15 protein-coding genes and 3 pseudogenes are annotated in these 21415 nt (G+C 70.0%); 9 read left to right on the top strand and 9 right to left on the bottom strand.

The annotated features are described in order from the left end of the window. Positions 1 to 151: 151 nt before the first annotated feature. The 4 genes from IE269_RS41585 to IE269_RS41600 all read right to left on the bottom strand — a co-directional run bounded on the left by IE269_RS41585 (position 152) and on the right by IE269_RS41600 (position 2858). Positions 152 to 793 carry a hypothetical protein gene (locus tag IE269_RS41585; protein WP_189828565.1) on the bottom strand — a complete coding sequence of 214 codons (642 nt, stop codon included), beginning with the start codon at positions 791 to 793 and terminating at the stop codon, positions 152 to 154. 63 nt (positions 794 to 856) lie between these two features. Continuing rightward, positions 857 to 2068, bottom strand: a complete 1212-nt coding sequence (locus IE269_RS41590; protein ID WP_189828566.1) for a beta-ketoacyl synthase N-terminal-like domain-containing protein — start codon at positions 2066 to 2068, stop codon at positions 857 to 859. Between the two features lie 41 nt (positions 2069 to 2109). After that, positions 2110 to 2586 carry a 3-hydroxyacyl-ACP dehydratase FabZ family protein gene (locus IE269_RS41595; RefSeq protein WP_189828567.1) on the bottom strand — a complete coding sequence of 159 codons (477 nt, stop codon included), beginning with the start codon at positions 2584 to 2586 and terminating at the stop codon, positions 2110 to 2112. After that, positions 2586 to 2858 carry an acyl carrier protein gene (locus tag IE269_RS41600; protein WP_189828568.1) on the bottom strand — a complete coding sequence of 91 codons (273 nt, stop codon included), beginning with the start codon at positions 2856 to 2858 and terminating at the stop codon, positions 2586 to 2588. The genes IE269_RS41595 and IE269_RS41600 overlap by 1 nt, the downstream gene beginning before the upstream one ends. A gap of 664 nt (positions 2859 to 3522) precedes the next feature. Here IE269_RS41600 and IE269_RS41605 point away from each other — a divergent pair. The 8 genes and pseudogenes from IE269_RS41605 to IE269_RS41640 all read left to right on the top strand — a co-directional run. Further along, positions 3523 to 4590: a 3-oxoacyl-ACP synthase III family protein gene (locus IE269_RS41605; RefSeq protein ID WP_189828569.1), complete on the top strand. Its 1068-nt coding sequence runs from the start codon at positions 3523 to 3525 to the stop codon at positions 4588 to 4590. 153 nt (positions 4591 to 4743) lie between these two features. Next, on the top strand, positions 4744 to 5484 hold the full coding sequence (locus IE269_RS41610; RefSeq protein WP_229898612.1) for an AfsA-related hotdog domain-containing protein: 741 nt from the start codon (positions 4744 to 4746) through the stop codon (positions 5482 to 5484). After that, positions 5481 to 7433 (top strand): acyl-CoA dehydrogenase family protein, encoded by a 1953-nt coding sequence (locus IE269_RS41615; RefSeq protein ID WP_189828571.1) that lies wholly within the window; start codon positions 5481 to 5483, stop codon positions 7431 to 7433. Before IE269_RS41610 ends, IE269_RS41615 begins: the two co-directional genes overlap by 4 nt. Next, on the top strand, positions 7430 to 8692 hold the full coding sequence (locus tag IE269_RS41620; RefSeq protein WP_189828572.1) for a beta-ketoacyl-[acyl-carrier-protein] synthase family protein: 1263 nt from the start codon (positions 7430 to 7432) through the stop codon (positions 8690 to 8692). The genes IE269_RS41615 and IE269_RS41620 overlap by 4 nt, the downstream gene beginning before the upstream one ends. Beyond that, a complete protein-coding gene (locus tag IE269_RS41625) occupies positions 8689 to 9426 on the top strand; it encodes an enoyl-CoA hydratase/isomerase family protein (RefSeq protein WP_189828573.1) in 738 nt (245 codons plus the stop codon). Before IE269_RS41620 ends, IE269_RS41625 begins: the two co-directional genes overlap by 4 nt. A 130-nt stretch (positions 9427 to 9556) precedes the next feature. Continuing rightward, positions 9557 to 10841, top strand: a pseudogene (locus tag IE269_RS41630) (glutamate dehydrogenase). Positions 10842 to 11532: 691 nt separating this feature from the next. Next, complete coding sequence (locus tag IE269_RS41635) at positions 11533 to 13182, top strand: acyl-CoA mutase large subunit family protein (protein ID WP_189828574.1); 1650 nt, start codon at positions 11533 to 11535, stop codon at positions 13180 to 13182. Positions 13183 to 13410: 228 nt separating this feature from the next. After that, positions 13411 to 14628, top strand: a pseudogene (locus IE269_RS41640) (NF041680 family putative transposase); the annotation flags it as partial. Positions 14629 to 15191: 563 nt separating this feature from the next. On the opposite strand, the gene IE269_RS41645 reads toward IE269_RS41640, so the two are convergent. The 3 genes and pseudogenes from IE269_RS41645 to IE269_RS41655 all read right to left on the bottom strand — a co-directional run. Further along, the gene (locus tag IE269_RS41645) at positions 15192 to 15806 is read right to left on the bottom strand and encodes a hypothetical protein (protein WP_189828575.1); all 615 of its coding nucleotides are present in this window, start codon (positions 15804 to 15806) and stop codon (positions 15192 to 15194) included. A gap of 405 nt (positions 15807 to 16211) precedes the next feature. After that, positions 16212 to 17768 (bottom strand): serine/threonine-protein kinase, encoded by a 1557-nt coding sequence (locus IE269_RS43625; protein WP_229898614.1) that lies wholly within the window; start codon positions 17766 to 17768, stop codon positions 16212 to 16214. Between the two features lie 353 nt (positions 17769 to 18121). Beyond that, positions 18122 to 18424: pseudogene (locus tag IE269_RS41655) on the bottom strand (helix-turn-helix domain-containing protein); the annotation flags it as partial. 66 nt (positions 18425 to 18490) lie between these two features. Here IE269_RS41655 and IE269_RS41660 point away from each other — a divergent pair. Continuing rightward, positions 18491 to 19093 (top strand): hypothetical protein, encoded by a 603-nt coding sequence (locus IE269_RS41660; RefSeq protein ID WP_189828576.1) that lies wholly within the window; start codon positions 18491 to 18493, stop codon positions 19091 to 19093. Positions 19094 to 19165: 72 nt separating this feature from the next. On the opposite strand, the gene IE269_RS41665 is transcribed toward IE269_RS41660, so the two are convergent. After that, positions 19166 to 20104, bottom strand: coding sequence for a transposase family protein (locus IE269_RS41665; RefSeq protein ID WP_189828577.1), 939 nt, complete (start codon positions 20102 to 20104; stop codon positions 19166 to 19168). A 107-nt stretch (positions 20105 to 20211) separates the two neighbouring features. Continuing rightward, positions 20212 to 21415: hypothetical protein (locus IE269_RS41670; RefSeq protein WP_189828578.1), on the bottom strand; the 1204-nt coding region annotated here is incomplete at its 5' end.

Here is a 21415-nt window from a genome sequence, read left to right on the forward strand (position 1 = left end):
AGCGCCTCCGGAGCTGGTGCCCCCCCGGGCCATGCACTCGACAAGGGGAGGTAGTCATGCCAACTCCGAAGGCCGGTCGCCCCGTTGCGGGGCTACGAAAGAGGTAATGGGGAGGGGAGCCGAGCGGCCCGAAGTGTCCGGCCGAGCGCGGTCAGTCGGCCCTGGCGGTCTCGGCCGAGTCGGCGGCCCCGGCGGCCCCGGCGGCCCCGGCGAGAGCGTTCTCGTTGGGGGTGAGCAGGTGACAGCGCACGGTGTGCAGGTGGTCGGCCGGCTGCGCGTGCTCGACCAGAAGCACGGCGCGGCAGTTCGCCCGGGTCAGCCAGGTCCGTGCGAGGGCGTGGGCATCGTCGGCGATGTCGGCGTACGGCGCGGTCAGGGTGAGGGTGGGACCGCGGAAGCCCAGCACGATGCAGGGGAGGCCGGCGAGCAGGCCGGGCCCCGAGGCAGCGAAGTGCCGTGGCCGGATTCGCCCTTGGACGCCTTGGGCGGCAACCGCCCGACGGGTGGGACGCGTTGTCGTCACACTGCAGACCAGTACACCGGTCTCGGTGAGCGGGGCGCCGGCGACGTCCTTCTCGAACCAGTCCGGCAGGGTGCGGCGAATCCCCTGGACCACGGCCCAGGCGGCCGGATCCCCGTACAGGCGGGGGGTGTTGTTCTGCTCCAGCGCTTCGGCGGCCGGAGGGATGCGGACCCCTTCCGTGGTGCGGGTCGGGTCGCGGAAGGTGAAGAGGGGCGCTGTCGGTCCGGCAGGGCGTGGGGCGCGGCGCGTAGCGGGTTCCGGTGGGGACATGGCGGCTTCCAGTGGGAGAGAGCGGGGGCAGATCGCGCCAGGGGCGAGCGCGTCCGTGCCGGGTCACGTGCTGCGGCTGTCCACGACCAGGCAGGTGTTGAACCCGCCGAAGCCGAGCGTGAGGACGAGACCGCAGGGCTTCTCCCCAGCGGGGAGGGGGGAGGCGTCGGAGCCGGGCAGCGCCAAGGGGAGGCGCAGTGCGGGATCGGGCTCGGTGAGGTGCGCGACGGGTGGCGCTGCCCGGTCCCGCAGGGCCAGCAGCAGGGCGATCGTCTGGAGGACTCCGGTCGCGCCCAGGGTGTGGCCGAGCTGGCTCTTGAGCGCGAAGACGACAGGCGGCCCGCTCACGCCGTCGAACACGTCGTTCAAGGCGCGTGCTTCCGTGAGGTCGTTGAGACGGGTGCCGGTGCCGTGGGCGGCGACCGCACCCACCTCGTCGGGCGCGACGCCGGCCTCCCGCAGTGCGGCGCGGATGGCGCGGGCCACTCCCGCGCCCGTGGTGTTGGGGGTGGTCAGACCGGCTCCGTCGTTGCTCGCCCCGGCCCCGAGCAGCCGGCCGTGAACGCGGGCGGAGCGGCGGCGTGCCGCTTGGGGGGACTCCAGGACGAGGAAGCCCGCTCCTTCGCCCAGGAGCATGCCGTCGCGGCGTCGGTCGAAGGGGCGGATACGGTCCGGGCTCATGGTGGCGAGTGCGGTGTGGCCGAGCCGTTTCGCCGGGGTGAGCACGTCGGCCGCGCCGCACACGACGGGGGTGTCGGGATCTCGGGCCAGCAGGGTCAGGGCGGCGGCGAGCGCGTCGGAGGCGGTCGAACAGGCGCTGCTGACGGGTAGCACGGGGGTGCGCAGGCCCAGTTCCTCCGCCACGGACCGCGGCCAGGTGTGCGGTGGCGGGCCGCCTCCCGGGCCGACGGGGCCCGGATCCACGGGGCCCGTATCGACGCCACCCGTAGCGATGTCGCCGGAACCTTCGGCGCCGGGGTGAGCCGGGTCGCCGTCGTCGGCGGTGTCGAGGAGGGCGCCGAAACTGGTGCCCGCGACGAGGCGGCAGTCGGCCGCCGCCGCCCCGGCGTCCTTGAGGGACGCCTCCACGGTGCGCACGGTCAGCAGGTGCATGCGCCGGGCTGCGGTCAGGGTGTGCGGGAGGCCCGGGATGTCGGCGGCCAGCCGGTTGCGCAGCGGCCGGTCGGAGGGCACTTCGCGGAAGCCGTCCCGTCCCGCGCGCAGCGCGCTCCAGGTCTCGGTCAGGTCGTCGCCCAGGGCCGTGGACCAGGCCATGCCTGTCACGCAGGCATGGGTGGGGGCCACGGGGTGGGGGCTCACCACAGCTGTGGCCCCAGGTCGGCGACCTTCTTGCGGATGAGGGACGTGCGGACGCGGCTCGCCACCTCCCCGTCGACGTAGGCGGTACCGGTGAAGCGCAGGTAGTTGTCGCGCAGCCGGTCGCAGGAGATGTGCAGGGTGATCTGATCGCCGGGGACGAGGATCCGGCGGGAGCTGATGGTGCTGTTGCCCATCAGCGTGATCTCGTCGTCCCGCAGTTTGCGCGTACTGAGCTGGTAGAGGACGATCCCGCACTGCGCGAAGGCCATCATGGTGGACGAACTGGGGAGAATCGCGCGTTCGGGGAAGTGCCCGACGAGGCAGGGCAACGACCCGGAGACGTTGAAGAGCGCGGTCAGTGACTCGCCGGGGGTCCAGTCGGTGATGCGGTCGAGGTAGTTGACCGGGTAGCGGTGGCGGACCCATTCCTTGATCTCGGTGAAGCCCATCTGCCGGGGCTCGGTGTCGGCCATCACGCCTGCCCTCCGGAGGCGGCGGCGGTGCTGGTGAGCCGCAGGATGAGGGCAGTGAGCGCCTGGACCGTGGCGAACGCGTCCGATCCGTAGTCCTCCTCGGAGATGTTCACCTTGAACTCCTCCTCGCAGCGTGCGCGCAGTTCCTCGAATCCCAGGGAGTCCACGCCCAGGTCGTCACGGATGCTGAGCGTCCCGATGATGTCCTGGGGGGCGTGGTCGACGTTGAGGTCCTCGACGAGGATGCCCTTGATGGTGCCTTCGATCGACATGGCAGTGCTCCTTCACGTGGTGTGTGGTGCGTGGTGTGGTGTGTCAGGGGGTGGCCGGGCGGCCGGAACCACAGGAGCGGTCAGTGCAACCGCGTACGCGGAGGCTGCTCCAGCGGTGCCGTATGAGGGCCGGTCCGATGCCGCGGTGCCCGGCTGGGGACCGTCCGCGAAACTGCGGAAGGCACAGCGGCCTTCGACGACGTTCGCACCTGTTCGGGTCCGTTCGCCTTCATCCGGCTCTGTCCGACTCCGTCAACTAAGCGCTCGTGCGTGGCGCCCTGTAAAGGGGGTCGGCGGCGCACTGCGGCGCATCCGGCGCACCCGGTCGACGCGCCGGGCGCGGGAGCGGGGTGGGGCGCGCGTTCCTGGTGCGCGGCCTCGTGCGCTGTGCGCCGCACTGCTGCCCCAGCGCCCTCGCATGCCCTTGGGATGTGTGCCAGAACAGTGAGGGTGATCCGCCAGCACCGTACGGACGACCTCCCGTCGGGCAGCGCCGTCCACTCCCACGGTCCGTCACATCCGCTCGCTCCCTGCCCCGTACGACAGACAGCCCGTACGGCAGACAGAACGACCGTGCCGCCGGCCCGGTCCCGCGAGCGCTCCTCCGGCAGAGCTCCTCCCGCGGACTCCCATCCCCCCTCAGCCAGTTGGAAGGTGCCTCCCCATGCCCCCCACCCCCCGCAACCGCTCCGCCCACACTCCCTTCGGTGTGATCGGGGTGGGCTCCTACCTCCCCAGTCAACGCCGTGACAACGAGACGGTGGCCACCTCGGCAGGCGTCAGCGCGGAATGGATTCTGCGGCGCACCGGCGTGCACTCACGGCACATCGCGTCGCCGGAAGAAGCCGCTTCCGACCTCGCTGCCGCCGCGGTGAAGGCGGCCTGCGCGGCGGCCGGCATCGACCTCGACCAGCTCGACGTGATCATCGTGGCCACCTCCACCCCCGACGAGCTCGGGCCCGCGACCGCCTGCCGCGTACAGGAACGCACCGGAGCCCGGCACGCGGTGGCCCTCGATGTGACCGCAGCCTGTTCCGGCTGGCTCTTCGCGGCCAAAGTCGCACACGACTGGCTCGTCTGCACGCCGCAGGCCCGCTATGCGGCAGTCGTCGGAGTGGAGGCGTACTCCAAGTTCCTCGACACCACCGACCGCGCCACCGCCTCTCTGTTCGCCGACGGCGCCGCCGCCACGATCTTCGGCCCCACGGAACGCGGCGGCTTCCTGGACTTCGCCCTGGGATCGGACGGACGGTTCGCCGACTACGCCTTGATCCCCCAAGGCGGCAGTCGACTGCCGAACGGCCCCGGCGCCCCCTCGGACCGCCGCCAGAAGATCAGCATGAACGGCCCCGGAGTACGCAAGTTCATCGAAGACGTCTTCCCCCGGATCGTCGACGAGTCCCTGTCCCGCAACCGCATCGCCCTGAGCGACCTGACCACCATCGTGACGCACCAGCCCAACCCCGTCCTGCTGACCAACGTGGCCCACAACGCGGGCATCACCGACGCCCAACTCGTCATCGTGGGCGACGAGGTCGGCAACATCGGCGCCGGCAGCATTCCGTACGCACTGGCCACCGCGGCCGGTCAAGGCCGCCTCCACGAGGGCGATCTGGTTCTCGCCGTCGCCTTCGGCGGCGGCGTCACCTGGGGCACCGCCCTCCTCGAATGGACAGGGGCCTCTTCGGTGCGCCTGGCGCCCGCCCGACTGCCCCACTTGCAGGCCCTCTAGCCCCCGCAGGAGCGCCGGTACGGCCTCCCCACCGCTCCCTCCCTGGCCGGCTCAGACCCACAACCAAGAAGGTAGGACCACATGCCTCTCGCGCACCCAGCCCGACCGATCCCAGCGGCCACCGGCCCCGTCGCGGGCCCCAACCCCCCATCCGTGCACTGGCTGATCGGTGAGAGCTTCCACCGGGCCGCGTGCAACCCCGAACTCCTGACGCTCGCCTCCCTCATGGCGACCCTGCGCTCCGCACCGCCCCCGGCCCACAGCCCCCTGCGTCTGCGACCCGGGCTGGGCGTCGACGTCAGTACCTGGGAGCAGTTGGGCGAGGAGGTGGCCAAAGCCGGTCATCCGGTACGTCTGGAGGGCGAGCCCCCACGCCCCGTCGCCCGTCATCTCGTCCTCAAGCAGAACCCCGCCAACGTCGTCATCGCGGACGCCCACTTCGACCGGAACGGCTTCGGCGCCGAACTGGTGGTGCCCAACCAGACCGAACTGCTGCTGGACCACACCGCCGACCAGCAGCACGTACCGGGAATGGTGCTGATCGAGGCCGCCATTCAACTGGTCACCTGGGCCGTGGCACATCACCAGCCGGCGCCGCCGCATCTGCCCTCCCGCTACGGAGTGATGCACGGGTGCGACTTCTCCTTCCGGCGCTTCGTCTTTCCCGTACCCGCCCAGCTCACCGCGACCTTCACGCCGACCGGCCCGCCCGAGCCGGAGAAGATCCCGCTCCGCGCGGACGTCACCGTCCACCAGGCGGGCCGCGTCTGCTCTCGCCTGACGCTTCATCTGCACGCCTTCTACCCCGAGCACGTATTCGACGTGGAGAGCAATCAGGCCGTCACCACACTGCGTCTCCTGCACGAGCAGGCACTCACGGGAAGGCTGACATGACCTCCTCACTCACCGGGCCTCCCCCGCCCGCCACCCCGTCGGTCACCGTGCCGCCTGCCGAGCGCCACCGCCGGATCCTGCACGGCCGCAGTGCCTCGCAACGGCTGGAGCGGCTGGACCGGCTGCTGGACACCCCGCTGTTCCGTACCCCTGCCGCCGCCTCGGCCGACGACCCCCTGCGCACCTACGCGCGGCTTCGCGCGATCAACGCCGCCGCCGGTGACCTGGACCAGCTCGGCGAAGACCCCACCACCATCCACACGATCCTGGAGTGGACGGCCGCCCACGACCCGGCCCTCACCCTCGCCGCCCATGTGCACTACGCCGTCTGCCTCCAGGGCCTGCTGCCCGCGTCCGCGACCAACCCGTACGCCGCAGGACTGCTGGCCGAGATGCGGCGGGGGGAGAGCATTGGCGCGATCCTCATCACCGAACTGGGCCGCGGCGGCAGCCACCTGTCCCCCGAGACCGAGGCCCGCTACGACCCCGAGGCCCGCACCTTCACCCTGACCACGCCGCACGACGGCGCCCTGAAGTTCATGTCCAACGTCGCCCACCCCGGCGTTCCCCGGACGGCCCTGCTCTTCGCGCGGCTCCTGAGCGACGGGCAGGACCACGGACCGCACCCGTTCGTCCTGCCCCTGCACCACCCCGCCCACCCGTTGACGGGCGTGCGCATCGACCCCCTGCCGCCCAACCCGGCCTGGCCGCTGGACAACGCCCTGGTGCGCTTCGAGGGCACCGTTCTGCCGTACGACGCCTGGCTGCACGACAGCGCCACCCTCGCCCCCGACGGCACCCTGACCGATCCCCTCACCCCCGACCGCCGCCTCCTGCATTCGCTGGCGATCTCCTCGCACGCCTCCGCCGGAGCCGTCGTCGCCCAGGCCGCCGCGGCCCGCGCCGCCGCCACCAGCGCCCTGCGCTACGCCACCACCCGCACCACGACCGGCCGGCTCGCCCCGGGCGAGAACGTCCTGGCCTACCGCACCCAGCGACAGGCCCTGTACACGGCACTCGCCGATAGCCACGCCCTGACCCTGGCCACCCGGCACGCCCAGCAACTTCTCCGGGACCTGCACCACCCCGCCACGCCTCGGGAGAACACCCGCGAAGGAAGCGGGCAACAGGCGCACCAGGCGTCCGTCACCTGGGCCCCGTGGAGCGGCGTCCACCTCGACCTCGCCCTGATCAAGGCCCACGCCACCGAGACCCTCGAACAGGTCGGTGCCACCGCCCGCCGCCGCAGCGGTGCACAGGGCCTGCTGGCCGTCAACCACCTCGCCGGATGCGAGACGCTCGCCCACATCTTCCAGTCCGCGGCGGGCGACAACCTGCTCATCCAGCTGGACGCGGGAAAGCTCCTCACCGACCGGGCCCGTGTCCAGGCCTCCCGCGCCGCCCTGCGCCCGGGCCCCGTTCCCGCCGCGCTGCCCTCATGGGACCTGCCGGCCGTCCTGCGGCACGAGACGTACCGCCTGCGCGTCCTCACCCACGACACCCTCAGCCGCGCCCCACGCCCCTGCGGCCCCGGAGCTCCCGCCCTGGACGCCTGGGACCCGGTACTGCCCCGACTCGTCACCCTGGCCCGCTGCCACACCAGCGTCCTGATGCTGCGCACGTGCCGCGACCAGCTCCCCCTGCCGTCCACCGACCGCAGCGCCCAGGCCCGCGCGCTGCGCGCCCTGCGCCGTCTCTACGCGCTCACCCACCTGGAACGGCACGTGGGCTGGCACCTGGAGCACGGCACCCTCACCGCGGACGACGCCGACCGGCTGCGCGGCGACCTGGACGCCGCACTGGACACGGTCCACCCCTACATCCCCGACCTCGTCGAGCTCCTCGCCCCGCCCCGTGCCCGTACCACCGCCCCGCTGGCAGCGGCCGACCCGGTCGCAGCGCTCGTCCAAGCCAGCCGCCACACCCCCCACCACCCGGAGCGGCCATGACCACGGCTGCTGCCCGGCCGGCCGTCGCCGTCACGGGCATCGGCATGGTCACCCCGGCCGGGATCGGCCGGGAGATCACCTGGCAGCGGGTACTCTCAGGCATCCCCACCGCCGCGCCCGACCCTGCTCTCGCCGACACGCCCATCCCCCTCAGCTGCCGCGTACCCGACTACGATCCCCGCGCGCACCGGCCCCGGCGCGTCCCCCAACGACTCGACCCCTTCACCCAGTTCGCCCTCACCGCCGCACGCGAAGCCGTCGCCGACGCCCGGCTCGACTGCGGCACCTGGCCGTCCGCCCGCGTCGCCGTCGTCATCGGGAACTGCTCAGGGGGCCTCACGAGCTACGAGACCCAGCACCGCAAACTCGACGCCGCCCATGCTCGCGTCTCGCCCCTGCTGCTGCCCCTCTTCCTGGCGAACATGGTCGCCGCCCAGCTGTCCATCGAGCTGAACGCAGCAGGTCCCAGCCTCGTCACCGCCACCGCCTGCGCTTCGGGCACCACCGCCCTGGGCACCGCCCTCCAGCTCCTGCGCAGCGGCGCCTGCGACATCGCCCTCGCGGGCGGCACCGAAGCCATGATCACGCCGCTCACCGTCACCTCCCTGGCCGCGGCCGGTGCGCTGACCGCGAACCCCGACCCGGCCACCGCCTCGCGCCCCTTCGACTCCCGACGGGACGGCTTCGTCATGGGCGAGGGCGCCGCCGTCCTCGTCCTCGAACGCGCAGAACACGCCCGAGCCCGCGGCCGGGAAGGCTACGCCCTGCTCGCCGGGTACGGCGCCTCCTGCGACGCCCACGACCCCGTCACCCCCCACCCGCACGGAGACGGCGCGGCCCGTGCCGTCCAGGCGGCCCTCGCCGATGCCGGAGCCACCCACGACGAGGTCGACCACGTCAACGCGCATGCCACCAGCACCCCGCTCGGCGACCTTGCCGAAGGCCGCCTTCTGCACCGGCTGTTCCCCGCCCGCACCGCCGTGACCTCCGTCAAGGGCACCCTCGGCCACCTCATCGGTGCCGCCGGAGCAGTGGAAGCGGCCTGCACCGCCCTGTCCGTACACCGCCGGACCGTGCCCCCCACCGCAGGCCTCCACACTCCCGACCCCGCGCTGGGCGTCAGCCCGGTCACCGGAGCCGCGCGTTCCCTGCCGATCGGCCTCGCCCTGAGCAACTCCTTCGGCTTCGGCGGGCAGAACGCCGTCGTCGCCTTCCGCCCCGTCCACTCGATCCGTGAGGAGGGAGCGGACTCACCATGACGGTGTGCCTCGACGTGCACGGCCGGGTCGCGGTCCTACGGCTGGACCATCCCCCGCACAACATCCTCGACCGCAACCACCACGACCAACTCCGGGACCACACCGACCACCTCACCCGGCGCGACGACATTCACACCGTCGTCGTGCGCGGCGACCGGCACCTGTCGGCGGGGGCGGACATCGACGAACTGCTCCGCCTCGGTCCCGCCGACCTGCTGCGCCACATCTGCGACCTCCAGGCAGCCCTGACCTCCGTCGCCCGCCTCCCCCAGCCCGTCGTGGCAGCCGTCAGCGGATACGCCCTGGGTGCCGGGTGCGAACTCGCCCTGTGCGCCGATCACCGCATCGCCGCCCACAACGCCGTCCTGGGACAGCCGGAAATCCGCCACGGACTCATTCCCGGCGCGGGCGGCACCCAACGCCTCTCCGCCCTCGTCGGTCCCGCCCTCGCCAAAGACCTCATCTACACCGGCCGCCACGTCCGCGCCACCGAGGCCCACCGCATCGGACTGGTCGACGAGGTCGTACCCGCCGCCGAGCTCTACCCGGCCGCACTCGCCTGGGCCACCCGACTCTCCCAGGCTCCCCCGCACGCGCTGCGCGCCGCCAAACGAGCCATCGACACCACCACCTCCCTCAACCTCACCGCGGGCCTGGCCCGCGAGCGCCTCTACTTCGTCGGCCTCTTCTCCGACCATCCCGAAGCCGCCGCGCGAAGCTGCCCCCAGGAGTGAACCGCGGGCCGCCACGGCCCCCGAACTCCCCCCCCCCCCCCCGGTCGGGGCCCTTGACGCGCACCGGGGCGACCCGCCCCCACCCGCCGTGCCACCACTGTTCCGGCACGCCTACACCCAGGAGCCCCACGTGAACAGCGTCACCGCAACCCATGCCATCGGACGCCTGTACGGCGAGGTGCTGCGCCGCAATCAGGGCGAGAGCGAGTTCCACCAAGCGGTGCGCGAGGTCCTGGAGACCTTGGGACCGCTCCTGCGCCACCGCCCCGAGTTCATGCACGCCCGGATCGTGGAGCGCGTGTGCGAGCCGGAACGGCAGCTGATCTTCCGTGTCCCGTGGTCCGACGACAAGGGAGACATTCACGTCAACCGGGGTTTCCGGGTGGAGTTCTCCAGCGCGCTCGGCCCGTACAAGGGGGGCCTGCGCTTCCACCCCTCGGTCAACCTGGGCATCGTCAAGTTCCTGGGCTTTGAGCAGATTTTCAAGAACGCCCTCACCGGTATGCCGATCGGGGGCGGCAAGGGCGGCTCGGACTTCGACCCCAAGGGCCGCTCTGACGCGGAGGTCATGCGTTTCTGTCAGTCCTTCATGACGGAGTTGCACCGTCACATCGGCGAATACACGGACGTTCCGGCCGGTGACATCGGCGTCGGCGGCCGCGAGATCGGCTACCTCTTCGGCCAGTACAAGCGGATCACGAACCGTTACGAGTCCGGAGTGCTCACCGGCAAGGGCCTGGGNCGCCAGGGGCGAGAGCCTGGACGGGCGGCGGGTGGCCGTGTCCGGATCGGGCAACGTCGCCATCTACGCGATCGACAAGGCACAGCAGCTCGGCGCGACCGTCGTGACCTGCTCCGACTCCGGCGGTTACGTCGTGGACGACAAGGGCATCGACCTCGCCCTGTTGAAGGAGATCAAGGAGGCCGGGCGCGGCCGGGTCTCGGAGTACGCCGAACGCCGGGGGGCTCACGCACAGTTCGTCGCGGGGCGCGGTGTCTGGAGTGTTCCGTGCGACGTGGCGCTGCCCTGTGCCACGCAGAACGAGCTGGACGAGGACGACGCGCGGACCCTGGTGGCGAACGGCGTCCGCGCGGTTGCCGAGGGTGCGAACATGCCGACCACGCCGGAGGCCGTACGCATCTTCCAGGAGGCGGGCGTCGTGTTCGCACCCGGGAAGGCGGCGAACGCGGGAGGGGTGGCCACCAGCGCGCTGGAGATGCAGCAGAACGCCTCGCGCGACTCGTGGACCTTCGCCCACACCGAGGAGCGGCTGGAGGAGATCATGCGGCACATCCACGAGGCCTGCTTCACCACGGCGGAGCTCTACGGAATGCCCGGGAACTACGTGGTCGGCGCGAACATCGCGGGCTTTGAACTGGTCGCGGACGCGATGCAGGCACAGGGGCTGATCTGACGGATGTCGCTGATCTCGCGCTGCTGGTGGATGCCGTACGCCCGGTCGGCCCGAGCCGCACCGAAGGCCGTTCCACCGGATCACCCGCCGCCACACCGACCAGGAGGTGGCATGGCTCACGGCCGCCAGTCCTCGTCGGCCGGGCCCGGGCAGAGGACTGGACCCAGGACCGAAGGGATGCAGCAGTGACCAAGCCGAGCAGTTCCAACGGGAGAACCCGACGCCCCCGCCCCGCCCCGCCGGGCGGGCCGACCCCCGACACGGCCGACGCTGCCGCGGAAAACCACCGTCCGGCCCACGGCCGGGCCCTCACTCCGCGCACCCCCTTGCGCGGGCCGCACCGCCGGGACGCTCCGCCGACGCCTCCCTCCCCTCCCGCAAGGGAAACCACCGCCGCCGGTCCCCCTGCCCCCAGTCTCTCCCCGAACACCCGCTCGGCCCGCAGCGGCCCGGACCGCTCCCCGGCCCTCCGCGAGGCCGGAGCACATGCACCGACCACGGCCCGCACTCACGCCGCGGTCGGCTCCCATCACCTCGCCCAAAACGGCCGCTTCGCCGGCACCGTCCCCAGCCGACCCGCGCTCCCGCGGATTCCGGCCGCCGCCGACAGCGCCGACGCCACCGCCCTCGACATCCCCCTGTCCGAGACCGGTACCGCCCCCGGCCCTCCGTACCCCCCACGGAACCGGACATGACCGGCCCCGTCTCCCCCGACAGCCCCGCGACACCCGATCCGGACGGCGCCCGCCCCGGCCCACCGCCCCGGCTCACCCAGTCGGGGCTCCCCATCGCTCCGCTCTACGGCCCCACCGGCCTCGCGGACGACTGGAACCCCGCCGACCGGCTCGGCGACCCCGGCGCCTACCCATACACCCGTGGCATCCACCGCACGATGTACACCGGCCGCCCCTGGACGATGCGTCAGTACGCCGGGTTCGGCACCGCCGCCGAGTCGAACGCCCGCTATCGCCAGCTCATCGCCAACGGCACCACGGGGCTCTCCGTCGCCTTCGACCTGCCAACCCAGATGGGATACGACTCCGACGCGCCCCTCGCCGCAGGCGAGGTGGGCAAGGTGGGCGTCGCCATCGACTCGCTCGACGACATGAGGACGCTGTTCGACGACATCCCCCTCGACCGCGTCTCCACCTCGATGACCATCAACGCACCGGCAGCACTTCTGCTGCTGATGTACCAACTCGTCGCGGAGGAACAGGGAATTGCCTCCCACAGGCTCACCGGAACCATTCAGAACGACGTACTCAAGGAGTACATCGCCCGCGGGACCTACATCTTCCCGCCGCACCACTCCCTCCGTCTGACCGCGGACATCTTCCAGTACTGCCGGAGCGAACTGCCCCGTTGGAACACCATCTCCGTCTCCGGCTACCACATGGCAGAAGCGGGGGCCTCGCCCGCCCAGGAGATCGCCTTCACCCTCAGCAACGCCCTCGCCTACGTCCGCACCGCACTCGCCACCGGAATGGACATCGACGACTTCGCCCCGCGCCTCTCCTTCTTCTTCGTCGCCCGCAGCACCCTCCTCGAAGAGGTCGCCAAGTTCCGTGCCGCCCGGCGCATCTGGGCCCAGCTGATGCGCGACGACTTCCAGGCACATAACCCGAAGTCCCTGATGCTCCGCTTCCACACCCAGACAGCGGGAGTGCAACTCACCGCACAGCAGCCCGAGTTGAACATGGTCCGGGTGACCGTACAGGCGCTGGCAGCGGTCCTCGGCGGCACCCAGTCCCTGCACACCAACTCCTTCGACGAAGCACTCGCCCTGCCCACCGAGAAGAGCGCCCGCCTCGCTCTGCGCACCCAGCAGGTCCTCGCCCACGAAACAGACATCACCGCGACAACGGACCCCTTCGCCGGTTCCTACGCCATCGAGCGCATGACCGACGACATCGAGGCCGCGGCCCGCACCCTCATGACCACCATCCACAGCCTCGGCGGCGCCGTCCGGGCCATCGAGCGCGGCTACCAGAAGCACGAGATCGAGCGATGCGCGTACCGCATCACCCAGGAAACCGAGAGCGGCGAGCGCGTCGTCGTCGGAGTCAACCGCTACCGGCAGGCCACCGAGGCCCCGTACGCTCCCCTGCGCGTCGACCCCGCCACCGAGCACCGGCAGACCGCCCGGCTGCGCGACGTACGGCGCTTTCGCGACCAGCATGAGGTCACCGGTGCCCTCGCCCGTCTGGCGAAGGCCGCGGCCGGCAAAACAAACGTCCTCCCACCCATGAAGGAAGCCCTCCGCGCACACGCCACCGTCGGCGAGATCTGCGACACCCTGCGCACGGTGTGGGGCACCCACGAGGCCAGGGCAGAACTCTGAAGATGCGCGAACGCGTGCTCGTACACCGCCCGTTCCGCGGCGGTAAGCCGGATGACCAGCTTCCTCGCGGCCCCGAGCTGCTTGCCCTTGGGCTTCTTCAAGCCTGTGATGACCGCCGGGTCGGCGTCCGGACCGACGCCGTCGTCGGGGCCGATGAAGCCAAGGTCGGCTTTCGGGGCCAGGCCCACTGCGCGCAGCCCTTTGACAGTAGCGGCGAGAAGAGCAGCGGTGCGGACGGTGCTGGCGGGGTTGCCGCTGCCGCGTTTCGAGGGTGGGCGCCTGGTGCTCGCGGTCGATGTGTCACCGTGGCTGCGCTCGGACGCACCGTGCTCGGACAAACGGTTGTTCTGCCATGTCCACGGGCGGGCGAAGTCCGCGTCGCAGTTCATCCCGGGCTGGCCCTATTCCTTCGTCGCCGTCCTGGAGCCCGGGGCCACCTCGTGGACGTCGATCCTGGACGTGGTCCGGCTCCGGCCCGAGGACGACGCGACCGCCCTCAACGCCGCCCAGCTCCGCGCCGTGGTGCAGCGGCTCATCACGGTCGGCCAGTGGACACCCGGCGACCCGGACATCACGATCGTCATGGATGCTGGCTACGACGTGACCCGCCTGGCCTGGGTCCTGCGGGATCTGCCCGTCGAGCTGGTCGGGCGGATCCGCGGTGACCGGGTGATGCGGCTGCCGAAGTCCTCGCTCAAGGAGTACGCCCTGGCGTATCCCCAGGGTGGGCGACCGCCGAAGCAGGGTAGGGAGTTCCGCTTCGCCAAGCCCGGGACCTGGCCCGAGGCGACGATCACCACGGCCACCGACACCACCCGCTACGGCAAGGCCGAAGCCCAGGCGTGGGACCGGGTCCACCCGCGCCTCACCCACCGCTCGGCCTGGCTGAAGCACGACGGTGAACTCCCCGTCGTCGAAGGCACCCTGGTCCGTCTCAAAGTCGAGCACCTCTCCAAGAAGCGGGAGGCACCACCGGTCTGGCTGTGGTCCTCCAAGACCGGAGCCGCCCCGGCCGACGTGGACCGCTGCTGGCAGGTGTTCTTGCGCCGCTTCGACCTGGAGCACACCTTCAGGTTCGAAAAACAGACGCTCGGCTGGACCACCCCGAAACTGCGTACTCCCGAGGCAGCAGACCGCTGGACCTGGCTCTTGGTCGTCGCGCACACCCAACTCCGCCTGGTCCGGCCGCTGGCCGCCGACCTCCGCCGCCCCTGGGGGAAACCGACCAAGCCCGAACGCCTCACCCCAGCCCGGGTCCGCCGCGGGTCCAGGAACATCCGAGCCCACCTCCTGTGCCCCGCCCGTGTTCCCCAACCTCGTGGCGCCGGTCCCGGACGGCCACCCGGGACAAAGAACCGCCGCCCGGCACCCCGCTATGACGTCGGCAAGACCGTCAAACGCCCCGAGACCCTCAAGGCCATCGGCAGACCCGGCAGGTCCTGGTAGATAGAAAAACAAGCTCAGAGACGTTGTCTTATCCCCCCAGGGCGGTGACCCTCTTCTGCTGCCACCACTGAAACCAGCGGAGAAACCCCCTGCTCCCTCTCCCCCACGGCATATCACTGAAGAACCGTCGAGCAGCGTTCGCACGGTATCCGGTGGGCTGCCCGGCCTCGGCAAGCGCCGCTGAAGTTGTCGCTCGACCGTCGGTGAAGCTGAACAACACCCGCCCCCAAGTGACCTGTGCCAGTGAACGCCGATCGATTGCCACGAAACCCGGGCACCCGAGTATCCGTAGCCACCTCCAGGTATTACGCTGACTGTCACGGCCGGAGTGAGGACGGATATTGGCAGGTATCCGCAGGTCAGAACCCGGATATCGGCCACCGTGACAGTCAGCGTGACACCCGCCGTGACAGTCCTGGATACGCCGTCCTGGCCGGGGCCTCAGAGCGTGTACCGCGGGCTTTCTCCGGGGCCGCCCGGGGCGAGGAAGCGGGCACCCATGTTGTCCATCGGGTTGAAGTACACCATCGCCGTGAACCACGGAGCGGCCTTCCACGGATGCTTCAGGCGGAGCAGCGTGGCGTAGGCGAACACCAGGCGGTGCCCGGGCCGGCTGTCGGTGTCGCCGGACAGCAGAACGTCGCGGAACGGGTACGGGAGGGACTGCTGCAGGACGCACATGCCCGCCGCAGCCCAGGACAGGGCCGCGTCCAGGTCCCGCCCACCAGGTCAGCCTCGTCCTCCAGGTCGTTCGGGTCGAAGTCGTCGTCCTCGTCGGCGAGCGCGGCCAGTTCGTAGGCGGTCGTGGTGTACGCGTCGAGGTCGCGCGGGTGCAGCCGCCGGCCTCCCAGGGTCACGCTGTCCTTCGCGTAGGCGGCGTCGTACGCCTCGTCCGTCTCCTCGTCCGGGGTCCACACCCGCTCCATCGCCCACTGCGGACGCGGCGCCAACTTTGCGATCTTCTTCTCCAGCCGGGACAGCCCGCCGGGCTCGTCCTCGTAGTCGGCGTAGTGCGCGGCGGAGTCGAACAGGCCGTACTCGTGCTGCGTCCAGCACATCAGCGGCCGGTCCAGCAGGGCGAGCGCTTCGGCGGCCAGGCCCGTCGGGGTCAGCCACGGCATCACGCCCTCCAGGCCAGCCTTCAGCTCTTCCGCGTCCAGGCCCACGCTCATCCGCATGGGCGCGAGTATCCACCGCCACCAGCACCGACTTCAGGCGGTTGCCTGTACTGCCACCCGCATGTGTGACCCGTCCGGCAGCCGCCTACCATACGTCCCTCCCACCCCGCGCTCCGCTTCCCCTCCTCCTGTAGTTGCCGCCCGGCAGGGGGCAGGCAGCCACCGCAAGCGCGGCCGTGGTCAGGGGGAGGAAGGGCAGTGCTGTACCGGGAGCCGGTCGAGCGGGTGGTCAATCGGGTCAGGTGCCGGTGTGGGCGACGGCGGTGTCAGGTTCCGCAGCCGACTGCACTGATGACCGACACCCTCTGCACTCCGGCGTCAATGGCGTTGTCGCTCCAGTCGGCGCGAGCTGATGTGGCGCAGTAGGCTCAGCTGGCCAGGACCGCAAGGAGCCCGGGCAGAACGCTAGCGTGACCGTTGATGTCGCACGGCCTGAATGGCGGAGAACGCCGCTGTGAGGGCAGCCAGGGGTAGGGCACCACGCAGGACGTAGCCGATCCCGTCGGAGAAAGGCATGGCTTCCACGGCTTGCACAGCCAGGCCGATGCTGCCTGCCACGATCAGCCAACGTCCGGCTGCATTCCGCGCGAACAACAGCAGGGCGCCGATGGCAAGCATGGCTGCCTCGACGCCGAACAGCGTCATCCGGATCATCCGTTCGTCGCTCGTCATCGCACCGATATCGACGGCCTGGGCAGTCGCGAAGGGGATGACCTGAACGGTGAGAAGGCATACCAACGCCGTCACAGCGGTCGCGGTCCTGACGGGGGGCTTCTGGTTGTGGGTCGGTGCGGTATCGGGTTGAGGGGGGCCCTGGTCCGCCACGGGTGTGTACCCCGCGACGGTTCTCCGCGCACGCGTCTGAACAGGTCGGGCACCCTGCGGCGCGACCTTCTCGGCATCGACCGCCAGGGACGCTGACGTTGGCGAAGAGACCTTGGAGAGATGATTCAGCAGCGTCGCCCGGTGGGTGACGGTTTCCGCGGTGCGTTTGGCGAGCAGGGCGCGCATGGCGAGCGCGATGCGCCTCGGGGCGTCGCCGTAGACAACCCGGAGCGGAGACGTGGCTGACAGGGTGAGGGTTGGGATGGGCTCGCCCCCTGACGGCGTGGGCTGAGGTGCGTGGTCGAGTTGTCGCAGGGCCTGGGCGACGTCGGCGGCGTTCGCGTACCGCTGGTCGGGGTCCTTGTGCAGAAGGCTGAGCACGAGGTCGTCCCAGGTGGATGGGATGCCTGCCGACACGGAACTGGGAGTGGGCGGTTCCTGGGTGAGGTGGGCCGTGAGGTAGCCCAGGGGGTCGGGAGCCTGGAACGGCAGCCGGCCCGTGATCAATTCGAAGAGAAGGCAGCCGAGCGCGTACAGGTCGCTGCGCGGTTCCGGGAAACCGCGTGCTTGTTCGGGCGCCATGTACGGAGGTGTGCCCACGATGAAGCCGGTCTGGGTGAGGCGGTCCGAGGTCGCGTAGGGATCGGCCGCCCGCGCGATGCCGAAGTCGAGGACCTTCACCGCGCCTGAAGGCGTGATGAGGATGTTGGCGGGCTTGATGTCTCGGTGCATGATTCCGGCGCTGTGCGCATCTGCAAGCGCGTCACATATCTGCGCGCCCCATCGGGCAGCGTCCGGCAAGGTGACGACGTCCCGGCGTAGCTTCGCGTCCAGGCCCTGGCCTCGCACTCGCTCCATCACCAGGAACGGGGCCTTGGCTTCTCCTGTTCCGGTCTCGCCGAGGTCGTGGACGGTCACGATGTTGGGGTGCTGCAGCTGGGCGGTGATCTGTGCCTCGCGCAGGAACCTGGCGCGTGCCTCGTCACCGCGGCTTCCGCCACCGGCGAGCAGGGAGATCACCTTGACTGCAACGGGCCGCCCCAGCGTCTCGTCCTGCGCCTCCCATACTTGCCCCATGCCACCCTCACCGAGCTGCCCTACCAACCGGTAGCGGCCCCCAAGGAGCTGATCTCGCACTGCTGCGCCTCCCCCAATTCGAACATTCCTGTCCCTCCCAGTCGGCGAACCGGCACGATGGGAATCACGACGTGACCGCGAAAGCAGCACGCCCGACACTCAGGGACCCGCCAATATCAGGAACCTTCGCCACCACAGTGACGACGGGCAACTCGACGGTAACGCACGCGAGTTCAGCCGTCTGGCGCGTTCACAGTTCCCTGCACGCGACGGCGAATCACCCGCTCACTCATACACGCAACTTCGGAAACTGACAGGCGGCCCGGAACTCCTGGGTCATCAGGGGGACCGAACCGCGCTGCACCGGGGCCGGCCCCGGCTCGTTCATCGCGGACTTGATCACCTCCCGGTGCCTTCGCGAAACGCTTTCGGGGCTGGAGCGCGAGCATCGGCCCGAGGTGGTCGATGATGCGGTCCGCCGCCGACTTCGAGTCCCCGAACAGAGGGGCGAGCTGCCGCATCGTCAAGTTCGTGCGCCAGTGCACCGCGACCAGCAACACCCGGTCCTCCAACGGGAGGCTCCACGGCCTGCCCTTGCGGACCGCGTCTGCACCCTCGCACCGCAGCACGGCCACCAGCTTCCCGAAGGCGCGCGGGCTCATCCCGGTGAACGGGGCTGTCCAGGAGGTCTCCGACGCCGTGATCACACCCGCCACACCCAGATCATCTCACCCGCGACCGGCAGCACCTGGACAGCCTTGTGTCGACCGTAGAGTGCGGTCATGGATGAGGTCCCCTGGTTCGAGTACGAAGAGGACGACCTGGACGTCGCCCAACGCGCGTTCGTGGACGTCCTGGCCGAACGCGCGGGATCCTGGCTGGTGGACCCGCTCGACACTGTCGTGCTGCCCTCGGCGCACACCTACGACGGCCAGCTGATCGTCTATCTGGACATCGGTGACCCGCAACGCAACCAGGGAGTTCTGACGGTGGGCACCCACTTCGACGGGTTCGTTGTCCGTGGGGGCGCACTCCATAACCAGGACTTCACTGTCCGGCAAGCCGCCAGTGAGTTCGTCTTCGGAGCCGCGGGCAGCCCTACGGAGCTGGGGAACAGAGTGGCAGAGTGGTTCGAAGCGGTCCTCGCGCGACCTCTGGTTCGCTGCGAATGGCATCACGAGGGAAGGATGTACGCGGTCCGCTACGAGTACGCAGATACAGGGCGAGGCCTCTGCGAGGGCTTCGAGACCCTCCTGGCACCCGACGCACTGCGGAAAAGACTGGCCGCAGACGGCATGATCCGAGGCCGAGGCCGGATCAACCGTGCCGGCCTGGGCCAACCAGACGCAGTTGCACATATCCGAGGCGTCCACCCCGATCAGTAGTTGCGGGACAGCCCTTACGAGCTCGTGCACGGTAAGCGGTGAGACGTCGAGGGGTTGTTCGGGCTGCGGGTTTCACCTGCGTGGCCCCGGTGTCAGGTCGATGCTCTGTTGATGGCTGAGAAGGCCGGCGATGGCCTGGACGGTGTCGCTCATGTGTTCTCGGCGGCCGAGGTGACGGGCCAGGGCCCGCCAGTTCTTGAGGTGGGCGATGCCGTGCTCGACCGGGATGCGCCGTGAGGAGTGTGCCTTGCGCTGTCGTTCGTGCATGTCCTCATACCAGTGGGGGGGGGCGTTCTTCTTGAACTTGCGGTGCGGGGGCGTCACCACCTGGCCGCCGGTCTGAGCGGCGAGGACCTGGTAGCCGGCGTCCCCGAGGACTTCCACCACGGGTCCGTCGGCGAGGAGTTGGATCAGGCCGAGCTGGCGGGCGTGCGTGATGTCCGGGCAGCTCGCGGGCCGGGTCGGGCTGCACCACAGCACACGTCCGGAGGCGTCGGTGACGACCATGGATTTCACGGCGTTCTGCTTGTTCTTGCCAGAGATGAACTTCTCCCGGCCCTTGCTTCCGGCCGCGGGTCGCCGGACACGGATTTCCGTGCCGTCGATGATGCCGGTCTTCCCGCTCCTGCCGAGGTGGCTGACGACCTCGGCAAGGGTCCGCAGCCGGACTCCCTGGCTGACGGTGCAGCCACGCTCGGCAAGCAAGGGCCGCATCTCGTTGACGGCACGGGTGATGGTGGAGCGGTCCACGCCGAACCAGCAGGCGAGCACGTCGTGGGTGGCTCCATGACGCAGGTGGACCAAGGTGGCCAGCAGCCGGTCAACGAAGACCAGCTGGTGCTTCGCACCAGCCCCCGCGGCACGCTTCCGTGGCCGGGAGGCAAGCCGGGCCTGATGGCGCGCATGCCACAACGGGCCCACCTCAACGACGAGTTCACCGATCACATCGGCCGTCAGGCCGGTGATCCGACGGTTGCTGACGATCGCTGCCCGACCCACGTTCCTGACCACCCCTCCATGGTGGGCCATGAAGGGCTCGACGTTTCACCGCTTACCGTACACGAGCTCGTTAAAGGTTGTCCCGTCGTGGTTCTGGGCTATCCGGTGACGGCCATCACTCACCTACCCACGCGTCGGATCGCGTTCCTCTCCGATTGCGGTGGCTCATCACCGTAAAGCGCCGCCAGCACCAGGTCACGCTGCCCACGGAAGGTACGGAAGACCTGCTGGCGGACCAGATCACTACTCGTTCCAGAGGTGCCGATCTGCCCCGTCTCAGCCAGGCGGGTAAACAGCGTGTTGTCCAGGTATCCGGGCACATTCTTGTAACCGAACCGGACCGCACTATTCCGCCCGTCCTTCAGGCGGGCATCCTGACGCAGCGACTCAAACTGGAGACGGGAGAAGTACATGCCGTAAATCATCTCCGAGGTGTGCGGCAGCACCGACCTGGGGTGACAGAGCTTGATCCAGCTCGGGTTCGCGTCGAGACGCTGCTCGCGACTTCCGTCGGTCACGCTCGCTGCATACCGATCCAATGCCCTCATGCGCTGGAGCTCCTTGGCAAGGTTCCGGTCGCTGTTCGGGTAGTAGAAGCCTCCCTTCTCGGCATCGAGCTTCTTGTACTGAATAAGAACCATGCTGTTTCGCGAGACGTTGTAGAAGATGACGTCGCACCCCAGCAGTCGTTCCGCTGTCGCCCGATTGGCGTTCCCGACGAGCAGCGTTCGCCCATGCTCACGGAACTCCCGCCACGCGACGTGATCAGTGGCGTTGCTCAGCATTCCCCGCATCGTGTGCGTGTCGTGGGCGATGAGGTGATCCTCAAGTGCAGGCTGGGCGGCCATCGTGTCCGGGCGGCGAGTTCTGTCCTGACGATCGGGCCGTCCCCGGCTCCCTGAAGCTGATGACTCCGTAACCAAGTCAAGGAAGAGCGGCGGCATCCTGTCGTCGTAGAGCTCCTCCGCCGGTGGATCCCATTCGGCCAGATCTGGAGCTCGGAAGCCGGCCATACGCGCGGATATCAAGGTGCCGTCGCGCTGCAGGGAGACCGCTTGGCCAGCGCGCGAAGTCCCGAAGTCCCATGATGCGATGGCGCCTTCGATCTCATCGATTGCGCCGCGCGCTTCGGGGCGTCGTTCCAGAAGTACGCGCCGCAGCTCCGATCCTGCAGTCTTGGTCTGCTGCCCCTCCGTAGCAAGATGGCGCTGGAGGTGACCTGGCACAGCTTCAAGCAGCTCTGAGAGGGCGTTAAGTCCGTTTCTGATAACGGCCGCGTCCGGGTTGTTCGAGGAGTCCTTGGCGGACGAGTCGTCCCAGGCG

The sequence above is a fragment of the Streptomyces spiroverticillatus genome (assembly GCA_014650415.1).
Lineage (GTDB): Bacteria > Actinomycetota > Actinomycetes > Streptomycetales > Streptomycetaceae > Streptomyces > Streptomyces spiroverticillatus.

Coding starts and splice junctions, on each gene's coding strand:
- IE269_RS41585 (WP_189828565.1), bottom strand. CDS start 793: ATGTCCCCACCGGAACCCGCTACGCGCCGCGCCCCACGCCCTGCCGGA.
- IE269_RS41590 (WP_189828566.1), bottom strand. CDS start 2,068: ATGGCCTGGTCCACGGCCCTGGGCGACGACCTGACCGAGACCTGGAGC.
- IE269_RS41595 (WP_189828567.1), bottom strand. CDS start 2,586: ATGGCCGACACCGAGCCCCGGCAGATGGGCTTCACCGAGATCAAGGAA.
- IE269_RS41600 (WP_189828568.1), bottom strand. CDS start 2,858: ATGTCGATCGAAGGCACCATCAAGGGCATCCTCGTCGAGGACCTCAAC.
- IE269_RS41605 (WP_189828569.1), top strand. CDS start 3,523: ATGCCCCCCACCCCCCGCAACCGCTCCGCCCACACTCCCTTCGGTGTG.
- IE269_RS41615 (WP_189828571.1), top strand. CDS start 5,481: ATGACCTCCTCACTCACCGGGCCTCCCCCGCCCGCCACCCCGTCGGTC.
- IE269_RS41620 (WP_189828572.1), top strand. CDS start 7,430: ATGACCACGGCTGCTGCCCGGCCGGCCGTCGCCGTCACGGGCATCGGC.
- IE269_RS41625 (WP_189828573.1), top strand. CDS start 8,689: ATGACGGTGTGCCTCGACGTGCACGGCCGGGTCGCGGTCCTACGGCTG.
- IE269_RS41635 (WP_189828574.1), top strand. CDS start 11,533: ATGACCGGCCCCGTCTCCCCCGACAGCCCCGCGACACCCGATCCGGAC.
- IE269_RS41645 (WP_189828575.1), bottom strand. CDS start 15,806: ATGCGGATGAGCGTGGGCCTGGACGCGGAAGAGCTGAAGGCTGGCCTG.
- IE269_RS41660 (WP_189828576.1), top strand. CDS start 18,491: ATGGATGAGGTCCCCTGGTTCGAGTACGAAGAGGACGACCTGGACGTC.